Below are 24,805 nucleotides of genomic sequence, written 5' to 3' on the forward strand. Positions count from 1 at the left end.
TAAACACCGAACACTGAACATGAACATGAACATGAACATTGAACATTGAACACTGTGGGAGCAAAGCTTGCTCGCGATGGCGGTGGATCAGGCGACATCGATCAAGACCGTGTCATCGTTCATCGCGAGCAAGCTTTGCTCCCACAGGTGTGTTCCCATAGATGTGCTCCTACAGGTGTGCTCCCACAGGTGTGTTCCCATAGGTGTGCTCCCACAGGTGTGTTCCCATAGGTGTGCTCCCACAGGTGTGTTCCCATAGGTGTGCTCCCACAGGTGTGTTCCCACAGGTATGCTCCTACAGGTGTGTTCCCATAGGTGTGCTCCCACAGGTGTGTTCCCACAGGTATGCTCCTACAGGTGTGTTCCCATAGGTGTGCTCCCACCTTTTGTTTTGTGCAGGGCTTAGATTTTCAGGGAGCCGAGCAACCCTTCCAGAAACCGCTCCCCTGCCTCCATCTGGCTGATCTCGATGAACTCGTCGGGCTTGTGCGCCTGTTCGATGGAGCCTGGGCCGCAGACCACCACGGGTACGTCCAGGCGCTGCTTGAACAGGCCGCCCTCGGTGCCGAAGGAGACCTTGGTGGTGCCGGTGTCCGGGGTGGCGAAGTTTTTCAGGAAGCGCACGGCTTCGACGCTCGGATGAGTGTCGAGGCCCGGATAGACGTTGAGGGTTTCGATCTCGATGTCCGCGACGCTGGAGAGTTTCTTGGCTTCACGAACGATCACCTCGGCGCGCTCGCGCAGTTGCTCCAGGAACAGGTCCAGATCGTCGTCCGGCAAATTGCGCACTTCGAAATCCAGGGTGCACAGGTTCGGCACGATGTTCAGTGCCTTGCCGCCGACAATCTGCCCGACATGCACGGTGCTGTAGGGCACGTCGTAATCCGCATCCTGGGCGCCTTGCTCCTGCAATTGCTGCTGGCTCTGGCGCAACGCCGCGATGAAATCGCAGGCCACGTGAATCGCATTGACCGAGCGCGGTGCCAGCGATGAGTGCGCCTCCAGGCCGCGACAGTAGGTGCGATAGGAACCCTTGCCCTTGTGGCCGAGCACGAACTGCATGTTGGTCGGCTCGCCGATCACGCATAGGAACGGTCGCACCGGCGCCAGGTGCAGCACGTCGAGCAAGCGCCGCACCCCCACGCAACCGATCTCTTCGTCGTGGGAAAGCGCCAGTTGCAATGGCCGGTTCAACGAATGGTCGGCGGCATCGAGCATGGCGTCGATGGCCAGCGCAATGAAACCTTTCATGTCACAACTGCCACGCCCGTAGACCCGCCCATCGCGCACGGTCGCCTGGAACGCCGGAACGGTCCAGGCCTGCCCTGCCGCCGGCACCACGTCGGTGTGGCCGGACAGCAGGACCCCGGGCAACTCACTCGGGCCGGTGCTGGCGAACAGGTTGGCCTTCTTGCCGCTCTCATCCTTGACGATCAGCGACTCGATGCCCTTGCTCAGCAACAGCTCGCGCACGTACTCGATCAGGGCCAGGTTCGATTCTGAAGAGACCGTTTCAAACGCCAGCAGGCGTTCGAAAATGGCTAGCACGCGGGGTTTCATGAGGCCTTGCTCCGTTGCTCGGCACAAAGGGCGAACCGGCGGATGGAAAACGGCTCGATGAAGGTTCGAGTGCTGCCGGTGCTGATCAGTTCAGCCATGACATCGCCAACGCCCGGACCGAGCTGGAAGCCATGACCGCTGAAGCCGAACGCATAGTACAAGCCATCAACGTTGGCGCTGGGCCCCATCACCGGCAGGGAATCGGGCAGGTAGCCTTCGATGCCGCTCCACACGCGGATGATGTTGAGATTGCCGACGCCCGGCAGCAGCCGACGCATCTGGTCCAGTTGGTTGAGGATGCTGCGCGGCTCGACATAGGCCCGGCGGTTGAGCATGTCCGGCTTGCTGCGATAGCCGCCGCCGATGATGATATTGCCCCGGGGAATCTGGCGGAAATAGATCACTTCTTCAGGAATCTTGGTGTACACGCCGATCACCGTCGGCAAGGCATACGGCACCGGTTCGGTGACGGCCATCTGCGGGCCATTGGTCTCCAGCGGCACCGGCTCGCCGAACTGCGCCGAGAGTTTCTGGCCCCAAGCGCCTGCGGTAATCAACAGTTGCGCGGCGCTGAACTGGCGACCATCGGTGGTGCTGATGCTGAACCCGTCACCGACCTTCTGCACCTCGGCCACCTCGGTGCGTTCCTCGATGCGTGCCCCGAGCCGCCGCGCCGCCCGGGCGAACGCCGGGGCTGCCAGACGCGGGTTGGCGTGACCGTCGTGCGGCGCATAGGAGCCACCCTTGACGTCCTTGCCCAGAAACGGAAAACGCGCATGCAGCTCGCTGCCGCGATAGATCTGCAAGTCCAACTGCGCCGCTTCCGGTGCCGCTGCGTAAGCCTCAAGCTCGGGTATTTCATCCTCGCGATAACACACGCGCATGTGCCCGCTGGCGATGAACTCCAGGTCGTCGTCGATCAGCTCCGGCAGGCGTTTCCACAGTGCCCACGAGCGGTTGGCCAGTTCCAGTTGCCCGAGAAAACGCCCCTGGCGACGCACGTTGCCGAAGTTGACGCCGCTGGCATACTGGCCGATCTGGTCACGCTCCAGCAGGATCACCGACTGCCCCCGTTGGCGCAGGAAAAACGCTGCCGCCGAGCCCATCAGGCCGCCGCCGACAATCACCACATCGGCTTTATTTTCCGTCATGGCGTCACCTCCCGAGTGAGCATCGAAAGTGGTTTCACGGGAGCCTGACCACGCTGGCGCCCCACCTCCTGCACCTGGACACCCGCTGCTGCAGCAATCACTTCGGCCCCGGCCTGGGAACAGTAACGGCCCTGGCAGCGGCCCATGCCAACCCGGCTGAACGCCTTGGCCCGGTTGACTTCGCAGGCACCCTTTTCGCTGACCGTGCGACGCAGTTCGCCGGCGCTGATCATCTCGCAGCGGCAGACGATGGCCTCGTCCGGCAAGGCCTTGGCTTGTGCCGCCGGCCAGGGAAACGCCTGGGCCAGGCCGAGGCGAAACGCGTCCATCACCTTGAGCGCCTGGCGCTGTTCGGCGACGAGTGCGGCGTCTACCGGCTGCTGCAGATCGCTCAACAATGCCAGGGCGACCAGGCGCCCGGCGTGCTCGGCGGCATCGGCGCCACGGATCTTCGAACCATCACCGGCGGCGTAGACACCGCTGACCGAGGTCCGTCCCTCTTCGTCCGTGTCCAGCAGCCATTGGCTGGAGGCCTCGTCAAAGCGCAAGCGGCAGCCCGCGAGGTCAGCCAGTTGGGTTTCCGGGCGCAAGTGATAACCCAGCGCCACCGCGTCGCAGGCCACCGTCAAGGTTTCCCCACTGGCGGTACGAACTCGCACGCCACTGACACCGGTGCTCGCTTCTCCCAGAATTTGCAGCGGCGAAATACCCAGGTGCACAGCAATTTTCGCCCGATACAGCTGCGCCAACAATTTCATGCCGGTGAACAGCAAACCCGGGCGCGCCATGAGTTTAGGCAAGGCCTTGATGCGCTGGCCCAGCGGCGATGTGTCCAGCACCGCCGCGACATTGGCGCCGGCCTTGAGGTATTGACTGGCAACCAGATACAGCAACGGCCCGCTGCCCATGAACACCACGCGGTGGCCGATGGAAACCGCCTGGGCCTTCAAGGCGATCTGCGCGCCGCCGAGGCTGTAGGTGCCGCCCAACTGCCAGCCCTCGATGGGCATCAGGCGGTCGGTGGCGCCGGTGCAGAGGATCAGCGCGTCGTAATCCACCGTCGTGTGCTGGCCCTGGCTGACGCAGCACAATTGCCCGGGTGTCAGGTTCCACACCAGGGTGTCCGGACGGTAGTCGATCTGTGGGCGCAAGCGATCGAAACTTTCGTGCAGGTCACGGGCCTTGTCCGCTTCGGTGCCATACAGCGTGACGTAGGTGCGGGTGAACCCTTCGGGCTGGCGCCGGTAGATCTGCCCGCCATCGCGACGGTTCTCGTCGAGCAGGATCGGCTTGAAGCCCGCTGCGACCAGGGTCTGCGCGCAACGGATACCCGCCGGTCCAGCGCCTACAATGACTATCCGCGCAGCGGCCATATCGCCTCCGGTTGTTGAGTAATGATGTCCAGCCCTTCGCGTACTTCATTGGAGCAAGCTCGCAGGCGTTCGCCGCTGCGGGTCCAGACCCAGCAATCCTGGCAGGCGCCCATCAGGCAGAAACCGGCCCGGCTACCCGGATCGAATTCCGACTGGCGCAACGCCGGGCCGTGGGTCAGCAATGCGACCATCAGCGTGTCGCCCTGCAACGCCTCGACCGGGACGCCATCCACTTTCAATTTGACGACGGGCCGGCCCTGTTCGGCCAACCTCACGAAACGTGCGCTCATGCGTAGGCTCCCACGATCATGCTGTTTGAATCCTGTTGGCGCTTGAGCAGCTCGGCACTGTCGTGATGACAGAGCACCTCGCTGCCGCCGTCGATGATCCGCCGGGGCGGCGCGGTGTGGTTGCACAGGCCATCGACCCGCACCGGGCAGCGATTGAGGAAGGTGCACAGCTGCGGCACCTCGGCGCGCGCGCCCAACGCCGGCAGCGTGCCGCACGTCGTGGTGCCACAACTTTCCAGCCAGCCCTGGCGTAACTCCGGCACCGAGTGGATCAACAGGTCGGTGTAGGGATGGAACGGCGCCTGGGCGAACGATTGCCGGCTGCCCTCTTGAACCTTGTGGCCGCTGTACATCACCACGATGTCGTCGCACAGCGCCCGCACCGTGGAGATGTCATGGCTGATGAACAGGTAGGACACCCCCAGCTGCTGGCGCAGGTCGCGCAGCAGTTCAAGGATCGCCGCGCCGACCACCGTGTCCAGCGCCGAGGTCACTTCATCGCACAGGATCAGGTCCGGCTTGGCCGCCAGCGCCCGGGCCAGGTTGACCCGCTGTTTCTGTCCGCCGGAGAGTTCGCTCGGGCGGCGCTCGGCCATGTCCCGTGGCAGACGCACCAGGTCGAGCAATTCGCCGATACGCTCACGCAGCGCCGCGCCCTTGAGGCCGAAATACATCTTCAACGGCCGGCTCAGGATGGTGCTGATGCTGTGCATCGGGTTGAGCGCGGTGTCGGCATTCTGGAACACCATCTGGATGCGTCGGAACTGTTCGTCCGTGCGTTCGGACAGGCTGCCACCCAGTGGCTGGCCGTCAAACGTCAGCCCGCCCAGGGCCGGGGTCAACAGCCCGGCCACCACCCGCGCCAAGGTGGATTTGCCCGAGCCTGACTCACCGATCACCCCGATGGCCTGGCCCCTGCGCACGGTCAGGTCGATGTCTTCGAGCACCCGGATCGCCGGCATGCCGTGCTGGTTCTTGTTGCCGTAGCCGGCGGTCAAGCCCTTGATGGTCAACAGCGGCGTGTCTTCGGCCACGCCGCACGGCGGGCGAATCGTCGTGTCTGGCCGTGCCGCCGCCAGCAGGCTGCGGGTGTAGGCGTGAGCCGGGCCCTTGAGCAGCGGCGCGGTGGCGCTCTGTTCGAAGATCTGCCCGCCGTTGAGCACCACGATCTGGTCGGCCATCTGCGCCACGACGGCCAGGTCGTGGGACACGTAGACCGCCGTCGCGCCACGTTCCCGCACCACCCGCTTGAAGGCGCGCAGCACGTCGATCTGGGTGGTCACATCGAGGGCCGTGGTCGGCTCATCGAGCACCACCAGCAGTGGATCGCTGATCAGCGCCATGGCCGCCATCACCCGCTGCAGTTGCCCACCGGACACTTGATGGGGATAGCGTTGACCGATGCATTCGGGGTTGGGCAGCGCCAGGTCGCGGAACAGTTCGATGGCCTTGGCTTCGAGCACGGCCCGGCTGCCCAGGCCATGGATCAACGCCCCTTCCACCACTTGGTCGATGAGTTTCTTGGCCGGGTTGAACGCCGCCGCGGCGCTTTGGGCGATGTACGACACCCGATTGCCGCGCAGGCCTTGCAGCTCGCGCTCACTCAAGGCGAGCATGTCGTGCTCGCCAATCTGCACCACGCCACCGGCCAGGCGGCAACCGCGCCGGGCATAACCGAGCAGTGCCAGGGCGATGGTGGTCTTGCCCGAACCGGACTCGCCGATCAGCGCCAGCACTTCACCTTTCTCCAGGGAGAAACTCACGCCCTTGACGATCTCCACCTCGCTGCGCTCGCCACAGGCGACCACGCGCAGGTTCTCGACTCGGATCAATTGGCTCATATCAATGGCCTCCCGTACGTCGGTTGCGCCGCGAAGACAAGCGGTCGATAAACAGATTGACGCCAATGGTCAGGGTGCCGATGGCCAGGGCCGGAATCACAATGGCCGGCGCGCCCTGGTTGAGGCCGCCGATGTTTTCCCGCACCAGCGAGCCCAGGTCGGCATCCGGCGGCTGCACGCCCAGGCCGAGGAAGCTCATGCCGCTGAGCAGCAGGACGATGAAACCGAAACGCAAGCCCAGGTCGGTCAGCACCGGGTTGAGCATGTTCGGCAGGATTTCCACACAGGCGATGTACAGCCGGCGTTCGCCACGGGTGCGGGCCACTTGCACGTATTCCAGGGCCTCGATGTTCACCGCCATGCTGCGGGCGATACGAAACGCCCCCGGGGTAAAGCTGAGCACCGCCGTGCAAATCAACAGGGTCACCGACGAGCCGAACGCCGAGACCATGATCAGCGCGAGCATCTTGCTCGGGATCGAAATGAAGGCGTCCATCAGGCGGCTGATCAGTTCATCCAGCCACTTCGGCGAAACCACCGACAGCAGCGCGCAACTGGTGCCCAGCCCACTGGCCAGTACTGCCGCCACCAACGCCAGGCCCACCGTGAAGCGCGCCCCCACGAGAATGCGGCTGAGCATGTCGCGGCCCAAATAATCGGTGCCCAATGGATACGTGGCGCTGAAGTTGTCGAAGACGTTATCGGAGACCACTTCCCCCACCGGGTGGGGTGCCAGCCATGGCCCGAAGATCGCCACCAGCAACCAGATCACGCACATCGCGGCGCCGATCAGGCCGAGCCAGGGGGTTTTGCGCGACACCTTGCCCAAGGCCAGTTCGGGCGCCGCAGGCGGGGATTTCACAATGAGATTGTTCATTGGTTTCTCAGCCTCGGATTGGACAGGATCGCGCACAGGTCAGCCACCAGCACCAACACCAGGTACGCCGTACAAAACAGCATGGTGCAGGCCTGGACCAGCGCCATGTCGCGGTTGGTCACGGCATCGACCATCAGGCTGGCGATGCCGGGATAGTTGAAGATCGTCTCGACGATCACCACCCCACCCAACAGATAGGACAGGCTCAGGGCGATGGCATTGGCAATCGGCCCGATGGCATTGGGCAAGGCATGGCGCAGCACCACCCGCACCGGGCTCACGCCCTTGAGACGGGCCATTTCCACGTAGGGGCTGTCGAGTTGATCGATCACCGCTGCCCGGGTCATGCGCGCCATTTGCGCGACGATGACGCAGCACAGGGTCATCACCGGCAAGGCATAGGTGCGCATGAATTGCAGCGGCGAAGTGATCTCGCTGGAATAGGACAGCGCCGAAAGCCAGCCCAGGTTTACCGCGAAAATCAGCACCGCAAGGGTGGCAACCAGGAACTCCGGTACCGCCACCATCGTCAGGGTGAAGAAGCTCAGGAAGCCGTCGATGCGTCCCCCTCGCCCCATCGCCGAGCCGATGCCCAGGATCAACGCCACCGGCACCGACACCAGCGCCGTGGCCGCCGCCAGCATCAGGGTGTTGGGGACCCGGCCAGCCATCAACTCGCTGACCGGCGTGGCGTTGGAGATCGACACGCCCATGTCACCGCTGAGCAGGCTCATCAACCAGTGCAGGTAGCGCAACACACCCGGTTGGTCCAGGCCCATCTTCACCCGCAGGGCCGCCACTTGCTCAGGCGTGGCGAACTGTCCAAGGGACTGTTGCGCCGCGTCTCCCGGCAACACCGCCGTAATGGCGAACACCACCATCGATACGATCAACAGGGTCACGACCGCAGCGCCGAGGCGCCGGCCGATCAACCAAAGTGTGTTGCTATTCATCGCCCTACCCCTTGTGCCATGTCACGCCGCCAGACCACACGCATCAAGCGTCAAGCCAGACTTGCTCGGCGAACATATAGCCCATGAAACCGCCCAGCGGGTTGGTGCCATAACCTTTGACGCGTTGGTCGACGCCATCGATGTTGCTGATGAATACCGGGATGCCGATGCCGCTGTGGTTATGCACCAGGGTCTGCATATCCGCGTACATCTTGCCGCGCTTGGCTTCATCGGTTTCACCGCGAGCCTGGATCAGCAACTGGTCGAACTGCGGGTTTTTCCAGCCGGATTCGTTCCACGGCGCCGTCGACTGGAAGAACTGCGAGAACAGCATGTCGGCGTTAGGACGCGGGTTGATGTTGCCGAAGCTCAGCGGGTGCTTGGCCCAGTGGTTGGACCAGTAGCCGTCGCTCGGCAGGCGGTTGACGTTGAGCTTGAGCCCGGCCTCCTTGGCCGATTGCTGCAGCAGCACGGCAACGTCGACCGAACCGGTGGCGGCTGGCGAGCACATCACCGGCATGCTGATGCTTTCCATGCCGGCCTTCTTCAGCAGGAAACGGGCCTTCTCCGGATCGTAGGTCCGTTGCGGCAGGTCGGCGTTGTAGAAACGGGCGCCGGGCGCAATCGGGTGGTCGTTGCCGACCCTGGCGAAACCCCGGAAGATCGCCGACTTGACCTGTTCGCGGTCCAGCAGCAGTTTCATCGCCTCGGTGAACTCCGGGCTCTGGCCGGGCAGCTGGTCCTGGCGAATGATCAGGTCGGTGTAGTTACCCGACGGCGAGTCCACCACGCGATGGGTGGTGCTGTCCTTGATGCGCGTGGTCGAGCGCGGGTTGACCTCATTGATGATCTGCACGTCGCCCGACAGCAACGCGTTGACCCGTGACGGCTCGTCACCGATGCCGATGAATTCGATCTCGTCCAGGTACGGCAGGCCAGGCTTCCAGTAGTTGGTATTGCGCGCACCGATGGAACGCACACCAGGCTTGAACTCCTTGACCTTGAACGGGCCGGTGCCGATGCCCTGGTTGAAGTCGCTGGTGCCCTCGGGGACGATCAACAGGTGGGAAATGGCCAGGATCGACGGCAGCTCGGCATTCGGGCCGCTCAGGCGTATCTGCACTTCATGGGTGCCGGTGGCCTTGACCTCGGCAAACTGCTCGGCCAGCGGCAAGACCTTGGAACCGGTGATCGGGTCTTTGTGACGCATCAGGGAAAACACCACGTCGGCGGCGGTGAGGCCCTTGCCGTTGTGGAAGGTCACTTCCTTGCGCAGGGTAATCACCCAGAGCGTGGCGTCGGTGGTGTCAATACGTTCGGCCAGTTCCAGTTGCGGCACCATGTGGCTGTCGAAACGCGTCAGGCCGTTGTAGAACATGTAGTGACGCACGTAGTCCGTGGACGATGAGCCTTTGGCCGGGTCCAGGGTATCGGCGGTGGAACTGGAGATACCGGCGACCCGGATACGCCCGCCGGGCTTGCCTTTGCCGGGGCTTGCCTGCTCATCGGCAAGCAGCTTGCCGGCGGTGCCGAACAGGCTGCCGGCACCCGCTGCGGCCACACCGGCCAGTCCGAGCATCTGCAATGCATGGCGGCGCGACATGCCGCGGTTGAGCCCTTCGAAAACACGCAGACTTTCTGTACCGGTGATCAACTGGTCTTTGATGCCGTTTTTAGTGTCACTCATGTCAGTTCTACCTTTCGGAAAATGATAGGGCTCGATTACGTGCATTAACGCAACGTGGTTGAAACGCCAAACAACGCGGTGAAACTCAGTGCAGGTAGTCCTGCAAGCGGTAATACGCGCCGACCAGCGGCAAAAACCAAGGCTTGCCGAAGTGCCCGGGAATGGCCGGCCAGTCCAGTTCGCGCCAAGGGTTGGCCTCGACCCTGCCGGCCATGACCTCGGCCATGACCTGCCCCATGTGCACCGACATCTGCACGCCGTGGCCGCTGTAGCCCATGGAGTGGTAAACCCCGCCATGCTGGCCGGCCCGGGGCAGGCGATCGGAGGTCATGTCCACCAGGCCGCCCCAGCAATAGTCGATCCGAGTGTTCGCCAACTGCGGGAACATCTGCACCATCGCCCCTTGCAGCACCTTGCCGCTCTTGGCGTCGGACACGCTGTCGGACATGGCGAACCGCGCACGGCCGCCAAACAGCAGGCGGTTGTCCGGGGTCAGGCGAAAGTAGTTACCGATCATGCGGCTGGTGACATAGGAACGCCGGGCCGGCAGCAAGCTGTCGATCAGCGCCTGGGGCAGGACCTCGGTGGCGATCACGAAGCTGCCCACCGGCACGATCCGCCGCCGATACCAGCCCAAACCACCCTGCTGACAGGTACCGGTCGCCAGCAGGATCTGCGAGGCTTGCAGCGCCCCTTTGCTGGTGTTGACTCGATAGCCGCCGGCACTGGCCTTCCAGTCCTGCACCGCCACGCCCTGGAAGATCAACGCACCGTGACGGGCGGCCGCTTGCGCCAGGCCGACGCCGAAACGCCCGACATGCATCTGCACGCCATTGCGCTGCAACAGGCCGCCGTGAAACTGCGCCGAATTGACTTCCGCCCGCGTCTCCTGGGCCGAGAGCAACTCGACCTCGGCATCGACTTCCTTGCGGATCAATTCACAGGTGCGCGCCAACCCTTCGTAGTGCATCGGCTTGGCAGCCAGCTTGAGCTTGCCGTTGCGCTTGAGGTCGCAAGCAATCTGCTCTTGCTCCACCAGCGTCACGACGCTCTGCACGGCGCTTTCATAGGCTTGGTAATACGCCCGAGCCTTGTCGGAACCGAGGCTGGCGGTGAGTGCCGCGTAATCCTGGGCCACGCCGGTACTGCAATGCCCGCCGTTGCGCCCTGACGCCTCGCCAATCACCCTGCCCGCTTCCAGCACCGCCACGCTGGCCCCCTTCAAGGCCAGGGCCCGCGCCGCCGCCAGACCGGTGAAGCCGCCACCGACGATGGCGACATCGACCTGCCCGGGCAATCCGCCGAGCTGAGCACCGGTGAACGCCGGTGCGGTGTCGAGCCAATAGGACTCACTGCCCATGTCTAACCCCTTTCGCCTTCAAGCGTGCGTCGAGACTCAGAGCCCGACCAGAGCGGGCAACCCGCCGATGTCCGGGATCTGGTGGTAGCCAAAGGCTGCGTTGGCCGGGTGTTCATGACCGCGGGCGACGAAGGCTTTGTGCTTGATCTTCATGTCGTGGGCCGACATCAGGTCGTAGCGGAAGCTCGACGACACATGCAGGACGTCTTCCGGTCCGCAGCCAAGGTTATCGAGCATGAATTCGAAGGCGGCCAGGCGCGGCTTGTAGGCCTGGGCCTGCTGGGCCGTGAAGACTTTATGGAAAGGTGCGCCGAGCTTGTCGACGTTGGACATGATCTGCTCGTCCATCGCGTTGGAAAAAATCACCAGGGGGATCTTGTCGGCGATTTTCGACAGGCCCGCCGGTACATCGGCGTGAGGGCCCCAGGTTGGCACGGCGTCGTAATAGAGCTGGCCTTCGCCACGATATTCGACGCCCCAACGCTTGCAGACCCGCATCAGGGAGGTCTTGATGATTTCATCATAGGGCCGCCAGTCCCCCATCACCTGGTCCAGGCGATAAGCGGAGAAATCCTTGACGAACTGGTCCATCTGCCCGGCATCGACACGGTCGGCGAACAGCTCGCGGGTCATGGTGCCCATCTGGAAATTGGTCAACGTGCCGTAGCAGTCGAAGGTGATGTACTTGGGTCGAAGAAAGCTCATGAGTGCGGTCCTGGATTGTTGTTGAAGGCTCGACGAGGCGAACGATGGCGCCTTTCGTGAGGCATCGGTGCAACGCTGCATCACGTTTTCATTACAACACCATGAGACCGTGGATAAATCGTTAAAAATACCGGCCGCTTGGTACAAACCACCGTTTTGCGGGGCTCGCTCAGCAGACTTTGCGGGATGCTCCAGGCGTGGGCGTCGCGCCGTGTTTCTTTGGGTTTGCGGACAGTTATGGTGCGCTAAACGACTCTGCAAAGCGTTGTTTTCGGCAGAATCTACGCTTGGCGCAGCAGCTTCAGCATCCGCGGTGAATGGGCTGCCGTCATCGCGAGCAGGCTCGCTCCCACAGGAGGGATGGTGGTGGACACAGGTTCAAGGACCGCCGCCGATCCTTTGTGGGAGCGGGCTTGCTCGCGAAAGCGGTGGGTCTGCTTGCAGGTGTGGTGAATGGGCTGCCGTCATCGCGAGCAAGCTCGCTCCCACAGGGGGTTGGTGGTGGACACAGGTTCAAGGACCGCCGCCGATCCTTTGTGGGAGCGAGCCTGCTCGCGAAAGCGGTGGGTCTGCTTGCAGGTGTGGTGAATGGGCTGGCGTCTTCGCGAGCAGGCTCGCTCCCACAGGGGGGGTGGTGGACACAGGTTCGAGGAACGCCGCCGATCCACTGTGGGAGCGAGCCTGCTCGCGATGGCGGTGGTTCAGTAGGAACAGTGCCCTATTCAGACCTTCAGTTCGGCCTCCAGGAAGCTCACCAACGCCTGCACCCGCGCGCTGCGCAGTTTGCGCGAGGGCACCAGCAGGTTGATGGGGGCGCTGTCGAATTGCCAATCGGCGAGCACCCGTACCAGGCGGCCGTCGGTGATGGCTTTGCTGACGTCCCATTGCGAACGCAGCACCAGCCCCAGGCCCTGTTCGGCCCAGCGTCGGGCCACGCTGCCATCGTTGCTCAACAAGGCAGGCTTGATCCGCAGGGTCTTGCGCCCGTGCGCATTGCGCAGGTGCCACAGGGTGACATCTTCATCGTTTTCACGAATACAGATGCAGCGGTGCTCGGCGAGTTGCTCCGGCACTAGCGGTGTGCCGTTCTGCTCCAGGTAAGCGGGACTCGCGCACAGCCAACGGTCATTTTGCGTGAGGGGTCGGGCGACCCATTGGCTGTCGCTCAGGTGACCGATGTGAATCACCGCATCGCTGTCATGACGGTCAGGCCAGGGCGTTTCCCGTAGATCCAGATGCAGGCACAGCTGCGGATGCAACCTGGCAAAACGGGCCAGCAGCGGCGCGAGGCGTTGGCGTCCATAGCCGAACGGTGCCGCCAGCCTGAGGGTGCCAGCCAGTTGATCGTCTTGCTGCCTGAACGATTCGGGAAGCGCTTCCAGCTGTTCCAGCAACAGCGCACTCTGGCGCGAGAAACGCTCGCCGTCGGCGGTCAGGCTCAGCCGCCGGGCGTCGCGATTGGCCAAGGTCAGGCCCAGGAGTGTCTCCAGTTTGCGCAAGCGCATGGACAGCGCTGGCGGCGAGACATTGAGGGCCCTGGCAGCGGCGCTCAACGATTCGCAGCGTGCCAGCGTCACGGCCATGCGCAGGTCTTCGAGGCTGATCATTCAGTTCAACTTAATGATTGATGACAGCGCATTGAACCACGGCTTTACGATGACTGAGTAGAGTCGAGCCTGTCTTTTACCCGCGAGCCTCGTTCATGCCAGTCTCAATTGCTTCCCTCGATACCCCGGTCGCGCTCATCGACGTGCCGCGAATGCAGCGCAATATCCAACGCATGCAACACCGCATGGACGCCTTGGGCGTGCGTTTGCGCCCGCACATCAAGACCAGCAAATGCCTGCCGGTGGTTCAGGCGCAGCTTGCAGCAGGCGCCAGCGCCATCACCGTGTCGACCCTCAAGGAAGCCGAGCATTGCTTCGCCGCCGGCATCCACGACATCTTTTATGCCGTGTCCATGGCGCCCGGCAAACTGGCCCAGGCCCTGACGCTGCGGCGTAAGGGCTGCCGCTTGAGCATCTTGACCGACAGCCTGGCGGCGACGCAGGCCATCGTCGATTTCGGCAGGCAGCACGACGAACGTTTCGAGGTCTGGATCGAGATCGATTGCGATGGCCATCGGTCCGGCGTGCGCGTTGAAGACGATGCACTTGTCGACATCGCCCGGCAACTCAGCGAAGGCGGCATGCAGTTGTGCGGCGTCATGACCCACGCCGGGTCCAGCTACGAGCTCGACACCCCCCAAGCGCTGCAAGCCTTGGCCGAACAAGAACGCCACCTCTGCGTCAGCGCCGCCCAACGCATCCGTGCAGCCGGGCTGGCCTGCCCCGAGGTCAGCATCGGCTCCACACCCACGGCACTTTCGGCGCAAAGCCTGGAAGGCGTCACTGAAGTGCGCGCCGGCGTCTATGTGTTCTTCGACCTGGTGATGCACAACATCGGTGTTTGCCAGGCGGACGAGCTGGCCTTGAGCGTGCTAACCACGGTCATCGGTCACCAGCCGGACAAAGGCTGGATCATCACCGATGCCGGCTGGATGGCCATGAGTCGTGATCGAGGTACGCAGCGCCAGCAAACGGATTTCGGCTATGGGCAGGTGTGCAGCGAAGCCGGTGACTGGATCGAGGGCGCGCTGCTCACCAGCGCCAACCAGGAACACGGCATCGTCACCCTTTCCAGCCCCGGGGACATCGATATCACCGAGCGGTTTCCCATCGGCAGTCGCCTGCGCATCCTGCCCAACCACGCCTGCGCCACCGGTGCGCAATTCCCTGATTACCACGCCTGCGATGCCTCGGGCGCGGTGCACACCTGGAGTCGTCTGCATGGCTGGTGAAATCGAGTTGATTCACACAACCCAGGCGGCCGCTGCGGGCGGACATTACGCTCAAGCGGTTTTGCACCAGGGCGTCTTGTACGTGTCCGGACAACTGCCAGTGCGCGCCGATGGCAGCCACAGCGTCGACCAACCGTTCGAAGTGCAAGCCATCATCGCCCTGGACAACCTGATGGCGATTCTCGGCGCGGCAGGTTGCAGCCCCAGCGACCTGCTGAAAGTGACGGTCTATGTCGCCGGCATCGAACACTGGCCGGCTTTCGACCGGATCTACGCCCGCTATCTCGGCGAACACCGGCCTGCGCGCGCGGTGGTGCCCGTCCCGGCCTTGCACCATGGGTACCTGATCGAAATCGAAGCGCTGGCCCGTGCGCGCCCCTTCCCAACGGCATGAGATGAACCTGTGGCGAGGGGATTTATCCCCGCGGGGCTGCGCAGCAGCCTTAAAACAGTGAACTCAATCTTCCTGGCACGCCGAGTCGCCTGGCTTGGGGCTGCTGCGCAGCCCAGCGGGGATAAATCCCCTCGCCACAGGGGGGCTGGGGTTGGGGTTGGGGTTTGGTCAGGTCTTGTATTGCTATTGAATCGCTGTCGAGGATTTTCGAGGGAACATCATGAAGGCACAAAAAAGCGACGTCTTGATTATCGGCGGCGGCATCATGGGGTCGGCGTCGGCGTTTTTCCTGCGCCAGCGTGGGCACTCGGTGACCCTGTTGGAACGCGACCTGATCGGCCAATACGCCAGTGGGGTGAATTTCGGCAACGTGCGCCGCCAAGGGCGATTCCTCGGTCAACTGGAACTGTCGAATCGCTCGTACGGGTTGTGGAAACGGCTCCCCGAGTTGATTGGCGATGACCTGGAATTCATCCCCAGCGGCCATATGCGCGTCTGTTATCGCGAGGACGAAATCGCCGAGCTTGAAGCCTACGCCGCCGCCCCCGAAGCCCGTGAGCTGGACTTGCAGATCATCACCGGCAAGGCGTTGCACGCGCGCTTCCCGTTCCTCGGCGCGCAGGTCAAGGGCGGCTCGTACGCCCCTCACGACGGCCACGCCAACCCGCGCCTGGCAGCCCCGGCATTTGCCCGCGCGGCGACACGGGCCGGGGCCAGCATCCGCGAGCGAACAGAGGTCGCCGCGGTACAAAAGGTGAATGACCAATTCCACGTGACCACCACCGACGGCCAGCTATTCATCGCTGAGCAACTGCTGATCACGGCGGGCGCCTGGGGGGCGAAGCTGGCCGAACAATTCGACGAAGCGGTGCCGTTGGAAGCCAATGGCCCACAGATGTCGGTCACCGAACCGGTGCCCTATGCCTTGCCGACCGTGATCGGCGTGTTCACCAAGATAAAGGAAGAGGTGATTTATTTCCGGCAGATCCCCCGAGGCAACCTCATCATCGGCGGCGGCAACCGCTGCAAACCGGACATGATCAACCGTCGCGCCTACTTCAAGCCCGAGAGCCTGCTCAACCAGATGCAGCAGATGAGCCGCCTGCTGCCCGGGGTGGCGAATCTCAACATTATCCGGGTGTGGAGCGGCATCGAAAGCTATACGCCAGACTCGCTGCCGATCATGGGGCCAAGCGGCAAGGTCAAGGGATTGTTCTATGCCTTTGGGTTCTGCGGGCATGGCTTCCAGCTCGGCCCGGGCGTCGGCGACGTCATGGCCGAGCTGATCAGCACCGGCAGCACCCGCACCCTGATCAGCCCTTTTGATATTCGCAGGTTTACCGAACCGACCGCCCTGACAATGCCTCAGATGAGCACGCCTGGCACCGGCAGACTCATATGACACAAGCGACTGGACGCCCTTTTTGCCTCGGACGGATGCTGCCACTTTTTTTGCCAAGTTAACCCCGCAGATACAGCAGATTCTTCTTTGCCAGGCTTGAGAACGGCATATCCCATCCCGGCCGCTTTGTTAGTTTATCGAGAAGAAAACGGCCTCAGGATCTGTCGCCGGCAGTGCTATCACCGCTCTATGGGAGCCCGTTGGATGACCACCCCCTTTTTGAACACCCCGCCCACGTCCCAGCAGTTTTATATCAATGGTGACTGGCAGTCTCCGGCATACCCGGCCACGCTGCCCGTGGTCAATCCCGCCACCGAGCAAGTCATTGCCGAGGTCGCCCGAGGGTCCGGCGAAGACGTTGACCGCGCCGTCGCGGCGGCTCGCGCAGCATTTCCCGACTGGTCCGCCACTTCGGTGCAAGCGCGCGTGGCGATCCTGGGAAAGATCCATGGGCTGATCCTTGAACGCAAAGAAGAACTGGCCCAGGCGCTCTCGCTGGAAATGGGCGCGGCCATCGGCTTCGCACGGGCCATGCAAGTGCCGCTGGCCGCCGAACACGTTCGGGTGGCCCGCGATGTGCTATCCACTTACACCTTCCAGAAAATTGAGCATGGCACGGCCATTCAACGCGAACCCATCGGCGTCTGCGGCCTCATTACGCCGTGGAACTGGCCGCTGTACCAAATCACCGCCAAAGTCGCCCCAGCGATTGCCGCCGGTTGCACGGTGGTGTTGAAACCCAGCGAACTGTCGCCCCTGAGCGCCCTTCTCTTCGCGCAATTGGTGCATGACGCAGGCCTGCCTGCCGGCGTCTTCAACCTGGTGAACGGCAGCGGTGCCGAGGTCGGCGCGGCCATGGCGGCGCATCCCGACATCGACCTGATCTCCATCACCGGCTCGAACCGCGCCGGCGCACTGGTGGCCCAGGCGGCCGCCCCTACGGTCAAGCGCGTTACCCAAGAGTTGGGCGGCAAGTCCCCGAATGTACTGTTGCCCGACGCCGACTTCGCCAAGGCCGTGCCGCCGGGCGTGATGTCGGCATTTCGCAACGTCGGCCAATCGTGCAGCGCACCGACCCGAATGATCGTGCCAAGGAATCGCCTGGCGGAAGTCGAGGCGTTGGCCGCCGCCACCGCCAACGCGATCATCGTCGGTGTTCCACAATCGGAAGAAACGATCCTCGGCCCCATCGCCAACGAGGCCCAGTTCAATCGCGTGCAAGCCATGATCGAAGTGGGCATGAATGAAGGGGCCAAGCTTGTCTGCGGTGGCCCAGGGCGCCCGGAGGGTTTTGAACAAGGCTTCTACACCCGCCCCACGGTTTTCTCGCAAGTCGACAGCGCCATGCGCATCGCCCAGGAAGAAATCTTCGGCCCGGTGCTGTGCATCATTGCCTATGACACGGTGGATGAAGCCGTCGCCATCGCCAACGACACCGTCTATGGGCTGGGCGCGCACGTCCAGGGCCAGGACCTTGAGCTTGCGCGCGCCGTTGCGTCGCGTATCCGCGCAGGGCAAGTGCTGTTGAACTACCCGGCGTGGAACCCTATGGCACCGTTCGGTGGCTACAAGCGTTCGGGCAATGGCCGTGAGTATGGGGTTCACGGGTTTGAGGAGTATCTGGAGATCAAGGCGATTGTGGGCTTCGAATGACCGCCCTACTCCTCAGCCCGCCCCGTCCCCTCGCGATCATGTTCGTAGTGTCGGGTGAACGGAAACGCCGGCAGCCAGGCCTCACGGCGCACGGTCCAGCTTTCGTAGGTGGGCATCAGTTGATCGGGGGCGTCCAGCGTGCCGAGGTGCACTTCTATTTCGTCACCCGAGCGGGCGAACAGCGACGAACCGCAGCGGGGACAGAAAAAGCGTCCGGCGTAGTCCCGTGTTTCACCTTCGATCGTCACGGCATCCTGGGGAAACACGGCGGCAGCGTAGAAGAGCGCGCCGTGATGCTTGCGACAGTCGAGGCAGTGGCAGAGGCCTACGCGATACGGACGCCCCGAGGCTTGGATACGAACGTTGCCGCACAGGCATCCGCCGGTGAATCGGTCCATGGTGAGTCTCCTCCACAAACGTTTAAACCGTCCAAGTGCCCTCGCAGAGGGCCGTTATCAGTGGTTATGAACATAGCAGCTACACGACCACCGGGAGATCGCCTCTCCATTTTCAAGCCACTTCTTATTTAAGAATCGAATAAACACCCGGTCTGGATAACAAATAAGTCCAAGCCGGCGAAAGCACAAACAGCCCATAAAAACCCAGACATCCAAGACAAATCACACCACGAGACCTTTAAGAGCCAGATCCAGAGATGTACATAAGAATTAGAAAAAGACCATGAAAAGCAACCGAGCCAATGGACAGCCACACCCCAACTTTCTTCAAAGCATTTGCTTTGATCAACACCCCGACAAGCACCAATGCCCCGCCTAACCAGCCGATTTGCGAAAGCGCCAGCAATTCAAAAAGGAATATCACCCAGTTCCAGCTTTCAGGTCCACTTGCATAAATCCAAACAACATAACAAAAAAAGGCAAGCGGAATACTAAAGCCCCATACAAACAACGAAGCGACTTTAGAGGGTTTTACTTTCATGGCAATTAAAATCACCAACAAGCTTACCAACAGCAAACCAAGATAAATTTCACCAATCAAGCTCTCGAGAAACTTCTTTAGCTCCATCATCAACGCGTCCATGCATACTCCTCTCGCAGCGCAAAAAATCCGCTGCCTTCCAATGACGGCGGCAAACTAAGTGAGTAGGTGAAAGAGGTCAAGCGCTCAAGCGCAACGCTAGTGTCCCACCATCGGCACCGCAATCAGCAATATCGCCGTCCCATGGGTAGCGGTCGATGCCACGACGCCGTAGCGCATACGAACGAGCCCGCAAGCCAGGCCTTCAATCAGCGTAAAAAGCAAAACCGTCCAACCGAGTTGGGTAACGCTCAAGGCGAGAAAAGCATGCAGCGCAGAAAACGCCACGGCACTGATCAGCGCTGCTCGCAGGGCGCTGACATGCAGTTCGAGGTAACCCTGCAAGAAACCACGAAACAGCACTTCTTCCAGGGCATTGGCCCCGTAGGCCAGCACCGCCATGCCGAGTAGCCAGGGCCAATAACCTGGAATCGCCGTTTCAGCCCCTTGATAAATCCGCAGCGGCAAACCGATCAGGCAGCCCACGGCGACGCCCATGGCCAGGCCCGCCAGTCGATTGCCTTTGAATAGAACGACCAGTTGCCACAAGTCCGGCAACAGGCGCGCGCTCAACGCGACCAACAGCAGCGACGAAACACCCAACATCACCAGCACGAACGGGTTGGCCAGAAAACCAATCTGCAGATCGCCGTTCAGGGACCACATGCCCAAGGGCGTCATCGCGTCGCGCATCAACACGAATGCCAATAGCACAATCACGATACGCAACGCTGTCTGGGTCTTGGGCGTCAACGCGAACCAGAGGCCGAAGAGCGCCAGGCCCGGCAGCAGATACAGGGTGTAGTCCAGCAGAACAACGAGTCCTTCGGCGATCATCGCGCTCTTCCCTTGGCGTCAACCGGCGCATGTTGCGCCATCAGTTCCACGACCCAATCGATAAACACCCGCAACTTGGCGCTGATGTGCCGGTTCGGGGGATAGGCCACATACAGCGGCATCGGCTCGAGGTGCCAGTCTTCGAACAGCGGCACCAACCCGCCCTGCGCTTCATGAGGCCTGGACATGTACCTGGGCAGCCAGAGCACGCCCAACCCTGCCAAACCGGCCGCGAGGTAGGCGTTGCCGTCGTCGATGGCCAGTGCGTAGCGTCCTTTGACGTGAAGCAGCTCACCGTCACGGCGCATGGCGTAGGGCAAGGATTTGCCGGTGCGTGCCCACAGGAAACCCACGGTGCGATGGTGCGAATCCTCCAGTTCACGCGGGTGCGCGGGCAGGCCAAACCGTGCCAGGTAACTCGGCGCGGCGAAAACGCCGAGGGCGAGATCGCCAACGCGTCGGGCGACCAGCGACTGATCCCTCAACTCACCGCCGCGCACCACGCAATCGACGTTTTCATCGAGCATGTCGACGATGCGATCACTGACGCCCATGTCGATCTGGATGTCCGGGTATCGCGCGTAGAACGCCGGCAAGGCTGGTATCAGGATCATTGTCGCCAGCGGACTCGGCACGTCCACCCGCAGGCGCCCGCGAGGTAACGCCTGGGCACCGGACACGCTGGTCTCGGCATCGTCCATGTCGGCCAGCAGCCGGATCACCCGCTCGTAATAAGCCGCGCCGTCGGCGGTGACGTTGACCTTGCGCGTGGTGCGGTTGAGCAGTTTGACCCGCAACCGTGCTTCGAGCTGCTGCACCAGTTGGGTCACGGTGGTCTTGCTCATGTGCAGGGTTTCAGCCGCCTTGGTGAAGCTGCCCGCCTCCACGACTCGAACGAACGCTTGCATCGCATCAAAACGATCCATTTGTGCCTCGGGTATCGATCCGATTGTTTGGATTTTACAAACAGTGATCGCCAAGGTTGCTCGTTTATCGCCTGGACACAAGCCCCTAGAGTGAGTTCATCGTTTGGAACCCACTCTTTGATGGAGGTATTGATGACACAGCGCGATGTGGTTTTCCCGCCCGGACGCCAGGCACTTTATGAGCGCAATCGCTATTCGCCGGCGATTCGTTCCAATGGTTTTCTGTTCGTCTCGGGACAGGTTGGTAGCACCGAAAACGGTTCGCCAGAGCCCGACCTGGAAGCTCAGGTTCGGCTGGCATTCAACAACCTGAAGGCGATACTCGCCGCGGCCGATTGCAGCTTTGATGATGTGGTGGACGTCACGGTGTTCATGGTCGATCCCGAATCGATCTTCGAACGGGTCTGGAGCGTCGTGCCCGAGTTCTGGGGCAACGCACCGCATCCGACGCTGACGGCGGTGGGCGTGACGTGGCTGTATGGGTTTCAGTTCGAGATCAAGGTGATTGCCAGGGTGCCTGAGGCCACCCTGTAGGTCAGCTTGCATGGTGTTGGCTGTGCCGCCGTCATCGCGAGCAGGCTCGCTCCCACAAGGGGATGTGGACAGGCCGAGCAATCGAAGACACCACAAAACAACTGTGGGAGCGGGCTTGCTCGCGAAGGCGTCGGATCAATCAGCATTGAGGTTGACTGACCCACCGCCTTCGCGAGCAAGCCCGCTCCCACAAGAAAATGATGGTGATGATTCGCCGGCTAGCCTTTCACCGCCGCTTCAATCGCGGCAATGTCGATCTTGGTCATTGTCATCATGGCCTCGAAGGCACGCTTGGCGGCGGCTTTGTCGGGACTGGCGATCGCTTCAAGCAACACACGAGGGCTGATCTGCCATGACAAGCCCCACTTGTCCTTGCACCAGCCGCAGGCGCTCGCCTGGCCGTCGTTGTCGATGATCGCGTTCCACAAGCGGTCCGTTTCGGCCTGGTCTTCAGTTGTAATCTGGAATGAAAAGGCCTCGTTGTGCTTGAACACCGGCCCGCCGTTGAGGCCGATGCAAGGGATGCCGATCACCGTGAAATCCACCGTAATCACATCGCCCTCCTTGCCCGACGGATAATCGCTCGGGGCATGATAAAGGGCGTTCACCGCACTGTCGGGAAAGGTTTTTGCGTAGAATTCTGCCGCTGCCTGGGCGTTGCCGTCGTACCAGAGGCAGATCCTGTTTTTATTATTCATTCCGGTTCTCCGAAAGGGACTGGACGATAAAGTCTAGCAGCCCCCCCGAACGTTGCAGATGGCCGGCCCTCAGGTAAACAGATCAACCCCCAACTGGAACGCAACCCACAACGCCAGGCCTGTGGCAAACATCAGTGCGATGTTTTCGAACAGGTTGTTGCGGTATTCCTTGCCCAGCAGGGACTTCTGGTTGGACATGATCAGCAGGCCCAGGGAAATCACCGGCAAGCCGATGATGTTCAGCGCATTGACGCCGATGGTCAACGTGACGAAGTCCGGCATGCCGGGGAGCGACCAGATCAGTGGCGTCACGAGGATGAACAGCATGAACCATTTGTGCATCGGGTCACGGTGGAACTCTTTGCCGTAACGCTCCCGGCGCCCGGGCCGTACATGCTGGAAGGCGTCGGTGATGAGCATCGGGAACGCCGTGGTCTTGCCGGAGATGCTGGCGAACAGCGTGGCGAACACACCGATGAAGAACACGTACCAACCGATCGAACCGAAGAATATTTCCAGGGCCTTGCCCAAATCGCCCAGGGTTTTGACCTCGATACCGTTGGGTCGCAGGATTTCCGCACCGACGATCCAGATGGCCAGGTTGATGATGATCCCGACAAACACCGCAAACAGCAGGTCGTTACGCTGGATACGCTTGTGTTCTGGCCCCACCCAGCCCTTCTGGCGCATGACATACGGATGAACGAAGTTGGCGATCGAGCCGGCCACCGCACCGATTACCGAGACGGCCACCAGCAGCGCGCCATGCACCCCTTCATCGGGCGGGATACTGAAGCCGATGGTGCCTCTGACGATGCCGGCGACATCCGGGCCGGACATCACCGCCAGGGCCAGGAACGCCAGCGTCATGATCGCCAGCAGCCCTTTCATCACGCCTTCGATCATCGAATAGATATTGCGCCCGACGAGCATCCACACCGCCAACACCACTGCCACCGAACACAGCAGTGGATAGTCGACCTTGAGCAACATGGCCAGGGCTTCGCCAGCCCCCTTGATCATGTAGGCGTTCATCAGGTGCCCCATGAGCAACGCATACACCAGCAGGAACCAGGCGAAAAACGGATTGAGCTGGGCATAACCTTGCAGGATGGTCATGCCCTGGTTATTGCAGAGCTGGAAGCGCGCGATGATGTTGACGATCAGGTAGCGCAGCAGCAGAGAGACCGCCAGCACCCACATCATCGCGTAGCCATAATTCGCGCCGGCCACGGATGAAGTGATCAAGTCGCCGGCACCCAGCCAGGAAAGGACCGCGATGATGCCGGGACCGAGAAGCTTGAGCAGGCGTACGAAACGGCCTTGCGTGGACGCCGCAGCCTGGCCTTCAGCGGAAGGAATGCTCGTCATGGATGGAATCTCCGTTTATTTTTTTTGTGAGAAACGGCCACAGTCGAACATATTAGATACGACGTCGTACAACCATAATTAATGCGCAATTATGTAAAAATGTTTCAAGGCTATCCGCTCCCGAGATACCGCTGTATTCAGGAGCAAATTGCCACTAATCCCTCACCTGCTCGCCGTTATCGACCAGCCAGCGCACCATCCGCGCCAACGGCACCCGATGCTGCTGGATGGCGCACCAACTGACCTGTTCATGGCGATACAACTCGACATAACGGTTGAGCAGCACGTGGCGGCCATCCTCGGCCAAACGCAGTTCAACCTCACGGCAATGCAGCACATCCGGATCGAGCGCGCGCATTCGCCGATGCAGGACCAACACCTCGCTACTCATCAGCAGCGGCTCCATCCTGGCATTGCGGGTCGTCCTGCACCACCGCCCCCAACTTCCCTTGCGCGACAAAATCGGCACGCTGCTGCGCCGTTGCATCGCGTAGCGCCGCGTAGTAATCCGCTTGGGTCTGCAACTGGTTGGTCAGCGGCAATGCCTCGGCGCGGCCATCGACAACGCCGCCGACGGTGTTGATCGTACCCAGGATGTCGACGGTGCTGCTGTTGTCGCCGAACGGATCGACGGCAAAACTCAGCACTTTGCCCGTCGCGTCCCGCAGGTTGGCGCTGCCCAGCAGTGGCAGTTCCACGATGGGGCCGGGGGCGACATTCCAGACGCCGAAGGTCTGGCCAAAATCGGCCTCGTGATGCTCGATGCCCAGCTTGCCCGACACGTCGATCAGCCCGACGATGCCCGCGGTGGTGTTGATGACGAACCGCCCCAGTGTGTTGACCGAGCGTTGTGCGTTGCCTTGCAGCAGGTCGTTGATGAACACCTTGGGCTCGCCGAAGTTCGCCACGAAGTTGTGGACGCCGGCCTGGAACATCTCCGGCAGCTTGAGGTAACCACGGGCAACGGGGGCCAGCGCGTAGTCATCCACGGTTCGGTTGAAGGCGAAGATGCCGCGGTTGACCGGTTCTGCGGGATCATGAACGGTATAGGTCGCGCTTTCACACGACCCCGGCGTTGCTGCCGGTGTGCTGGAGCAACCGCTGGCGAGTGCCGCCAGTACAACCACGACGGTGGAACGAACAAACAACGGAGCGGGCTGGGTGATCGGCATACAGGGTGATCTCGGCGAGGAATGGAGGCGATACCGATCAGCTAAAGAAACGGTGCCGGACACAGCTCTTGTGAAGAGGAGGACGCTTACTGTGGGAGCAAGGCTTGCCCGCGATGCAGGCGACGCGGACTTTCAAATATCGAG

24 protein-coding genes are annotated in these 24,805 nt (G+C 61.9%); 5 read left to right on the forward strand and 19 right to left on the reverse strand.

Translation table 11 applies throughout. The features are described 5' to 3' along the window. Positions 1–402: 402 nt before the first annotated feature. The 11 genes from argE to AD662_RS17990 all read right to left on the reverse strand — a co-directional run bounded on the left by argE (position 403) and on the right by AD662_RS17990 (position 13,404). Positions 403–1,560, reverse strand: a complete 1,158-nt coding sequence (gene argE, locus AD662_RS17940; RefSeq protein ID WP_053177701.1) for an acetylornithine deacetylase — start codon at positions 1,558–1,560, stop codon at positions 403–405. Beyond that, on the reverse strand, positions 1,557–2,711 hold the full coding sequence (locus AD662_RS17945) for an NAD(P)/FAD-dependent oxidoreductase (protein ID WP_053189281.1): 1,155 nt from the start codon (positions 2,709–2,711) through the stop codon (positions 1,557–1,559). Before AD662_RS17945 ends, argE begins: the two co-directional genes overlap by 4 nt. Then, positions 2,708–4,084, reverse strand: coding sequence for an FAD/NAD(P)-dependent oxidoreductase (locus tag AD662_RS17950; RefSeq protein WP_053189283.1), 1,377 nt, complete (start codon positions 4,082–4,084; stop codon positions 2,708–2,710). Before AD662_RS17950 ends, AD662_RS17945 begins: the two co-directional genes overlap by 4 nt. Further along, positions 4,066–4,374 carry a (2Fe-2S)-binding protein gene (locus tag AD662_RS17955; protein WP_014337750.1) on the reverse strand — a complete coding sequence of 103 codons (309 nt, stop codon included), beginning with the start codon at positions 4,372–4,374 and terminating at the stop codon, positions 4,066–4,068. The genes AD662_RS17950 and AD662_RS17955 overlap by 19 nt, the downstream gene beginning before the upstream one ends. Further along, a complete protein-coding gene (locus AD662_RS17960; RefSeq protein WP_014337749.1) occupies positions 4,371–6,215 on the reverse strand; it encodes an ABC transporter ATP-binding protein in 1,845 nt (614 codons plus the stop codon). The genes AD662_RS17955 and AD662_RS17960 overlap by 4 nt, the downstream gene beginning before the upstream one ends. Position 6,216: 1 nt before the next feature. Then, positions 6,217–7,092 (reverse strand): ABC transporter permease, encoded by an 876-nt coding sequence (locus AD662_RS17965; protein ID WP_053189285.1) that lies wholly within the window; start codon positions 7,090–7,092, stop codon positions 6,217–6,219. Further along, positions 7,089–8,045 carry an ABC transporter permease gene (locus AD662_RS17970; protein ID WP_003203201.1) on the reverse strand — a complete coding sequence of 319 codons (957 nt, stop codon included), beginning with the start codon at positions 8,043–8,045 and terminating at the stop codon, positions 7,089–7,091. The genes AD662_RS17965 and AD662_RS17970 overlap by 4 nt, the downstream gene beginning before the upstream one ends. A 43-nt stretch (positions 8,046–8,088) precedes the next feature. Further along, the gene (locus tag AD662_RS17975) at positions 8,089–9,732 is read right to left on the reverse strand and encodes an ABC transporter substrate-binding protein (protein WP_053189287.1); all 1,644 of its coding nucleotides are present in this window, start codon (positions 9,730–9,732) and stop codon (positions 8,089–8,091) included. Positions 9,733–9,817: 85 nt separating this feature from the next. Then, the gene (locus AD662_RS17980; protein ID WP_053189289.1) at positions 9,818–11,092 is read right to left on the reverse strand and encodes an NAD(P)/FAD-dependent oxidoreductase; all 1,275 of its coding nucleotides are present in this window, start codon (positions 11,090–11,092) and stop codon (positions 9,818–9,820) included. Positions 11,093–11,128: 36 nt separating this feature from the next. Next, complete coding sequence (locus tag AD662_RS17985; protein ID WP_003203206.1) at positions 11,129–11,797, reverse strand: haloacid dehalogenase type II; 669 nt, start codon at positions 11,795–11,797, stop codon at positions 11,129–11,131. A gap of 722 nt (positions 11,798–12,519) precedes the next feature. After that, a complete protein-coding gene (locus AD662_RS17990; RefSeq protein ID WP_018601253.1) occupies positions 12,520–13,404 on the reverse strand; it encodes a LysR family transcriptional regulator in 885 nt (294 codons plus the stop codon). A 95-nt stretch (positions 13,405–13,499) separates the two neighbouring features. Between AD662_RS17990 and AD662_RS17995 the strand changes: the two genes are divergently transcribed. From AD662_RS17995 to AD662_RS18010, 4 genes are all read left to right on the forward strand, one after another. Further along, positions 13,500–14,636 carry a DSD1 family PLP-dependent enzyme gene (locus AD662_RS17995; RefSeq protein ID WP_018601256.1) on the forward strand — a complete coding sequence of 379 codons (1,137 nt, stop codon included), beginning with the start codon at positions 13,500–13,502 and terminating at the stop codon, positions 14,634–14,636. Further along, positions 14,626–15,030 carry a RidA family protein gene (locus AD662_RS18000; RefSeq protein ID WP_053189291.1) on the forward strand — a complete coding sequence of 135 codons (405 nt, stop codon included), beginning with the start codon at positions 14,626–14,628 and terminating at the stop codon, positions 15,028–15,030. The genes AD662_RS17995 and AD662_RS18000 overlap by 11 nt, the downstream gene beginning before the upstream one ends. A 220-nt stretch (positions 15,031–15,250) precedes the next feature. After that, positions 15,251–16,432, forward strand: coding sequence for an NAD(P)/FAD-dependent oxidoreductase (locus tag AD662_RS18005; RefSeq protein ID WP_053189293.1), 1,182 nt, complete (start codon positions 15,251–15,253; stop codon positions 16,430–16,432). A gap of 204 nt (positions 16,433–16,636) precedes the next feature. Then, positions 16,637–18,085, forward strand: coding sequence for an aldehyde dehydrogenase family protein (locus AD662_RS18010; protein WP_053189295.1), 1,449 nt, complete (start codon positions 16,637–16,639; stop codon positions 18,083–18,085). A gap of 5 nt (positions 18,086–18,090) precedes the next feature. On the opposite strand, the gene AD662_RS18015 is transcribed toward AD662_RS18010, so the two are convergent. From AD662_RS18015 to AD662_RS18030, 4 genes are all read right to left on the reverse strand, one after another. Beyond that, positions 18,091–18,483, reverse strand: coding sequence for a GFA family protein (locus tag AD662_RS18015; RefSeq protein WP_014337739.1), 393 nt, complete (start codon positions 18,481–18,483; stop codon positions 18,091–18,093). A gap of 238 nt (positions 18,484–18,721) precedes the next feature. Then, the gene (locus AD662_RS18020) at positions 18,722–19,126 is read right to left on the reverse strand and encodes a hypothetical protein (RefSeq protein ID WP_053189297.1); all 405 of its coding nucleotides are present in this window, start codon (positions 19,124–19,126) and stop codon (positions 18,722–18,724) included. 96 nt (positions 19,127–19,222) lie between these two features. Beyond that, positions 19,223–19,960, reverse strand: coding sequence for a CPBP family intramembrane glutamic endopeptidase (locus AD662_RS18025; protein WP_053189299.1), 738 nt, complete (start codon positions 19,958–19,960; stop codon positions 19,223–19,225). Beyond that, entirely contained in the window at positions 19,957–20,886 is a 930-nt protein-coding gene (locus AD662_RS18030; protein WP_053177723.1) for a LysR family transcriptional regulator, read from the reverse strand. The genes AD662_RS18025 and AD662_RS18030 overlap by 4 nt, the downstream gene beginning before the upstream one ends. Positions 20,887–21,018: 132 nt before the next feature. On the opposite strand from AD662_RS18030, the gene AD662_RS18035 reads away from it, so the two are divergent. Beyond that, positions 21,019–21,420: a RidA family protein gene (locus AD662_RS18035; protein ID WP_053177725.1), complete on the forward strand. Its 402-nt coding sequence runs from the start codon at positions 21,019–21,021 to the stop codon at positions 21,418–21,420. 218 nt (positions 21,421–21,638) lie between these two features. On the opposite strand, the gene AD662_RS18040 is transcribed toward AD662_RS18035, so the two are convergent. From AD662_RS18040 to AD662_RS18055, 4 genes are all read right to left on the reverse strand, one after another. After that, positions 21,639–22,118 carry a VOC family protein gene (locus AD662_RS18040; RefSeq protein ID WP_053189301.1) on the reverse strand — a complete coding sequence of 160 codons (480 nt, stop codon included), beginning with the start codon at positions 22,116–22,118 and terminating at the stop codon, positions 21,639–21,641. 69 nt (positions 22,119–22,187) lie between these two features. Continuing rightward, positions 22,188–23,489 (reverse strand): Nramp family divalent metal transporter, encoded by a 1,302-nt coding sequence (locus tag AD662_RS18045; RefSeq protein WP_024617408.1) that lies wholly within the window; start codon positions 23,487–23,489, stop codon positions 22,188–22,190. A 154-nt stretch (positions 23,490–23,643) separates the two neighbouring features. After that, complete coding sequence (locus AD662_RS18050; RefSeq protein ID WP_018611618.1) at positions 23,644–23,880, reverse strand: hypothetical protein; 237 nt, start codon at positions 23,878–23,880, stop codon at positions 23,644–23,646. After that, positions 23,873–24,661: an MlaA family lipoprotein gene (locus AD662_RS18055; RefSeq protein WP_053189303.1), complete on the reverse strand. Its 789-nt coding sequence runs from the start codon at positions 24,659–24,661 to the stop codon at positions 23,873–23,875. Before AD662_RS18055 ends, AD662_RS18050 begins: the two co-directional genes overlap by 8 nt. Between the last annotated feature and the right edge of the window lie 144 nt (positions 24,662–24,805).

It is taken from the genome of Pseudomonas kilonensis, from assembly GCF_001269885.1.
GTDB lineage: Bacteria > Pseudomonadota > Gammaproteobacteria > Pseudomonadales > Pseudomonadaceae > Aquipseudomonas > Aquipseudomonas kilonensis.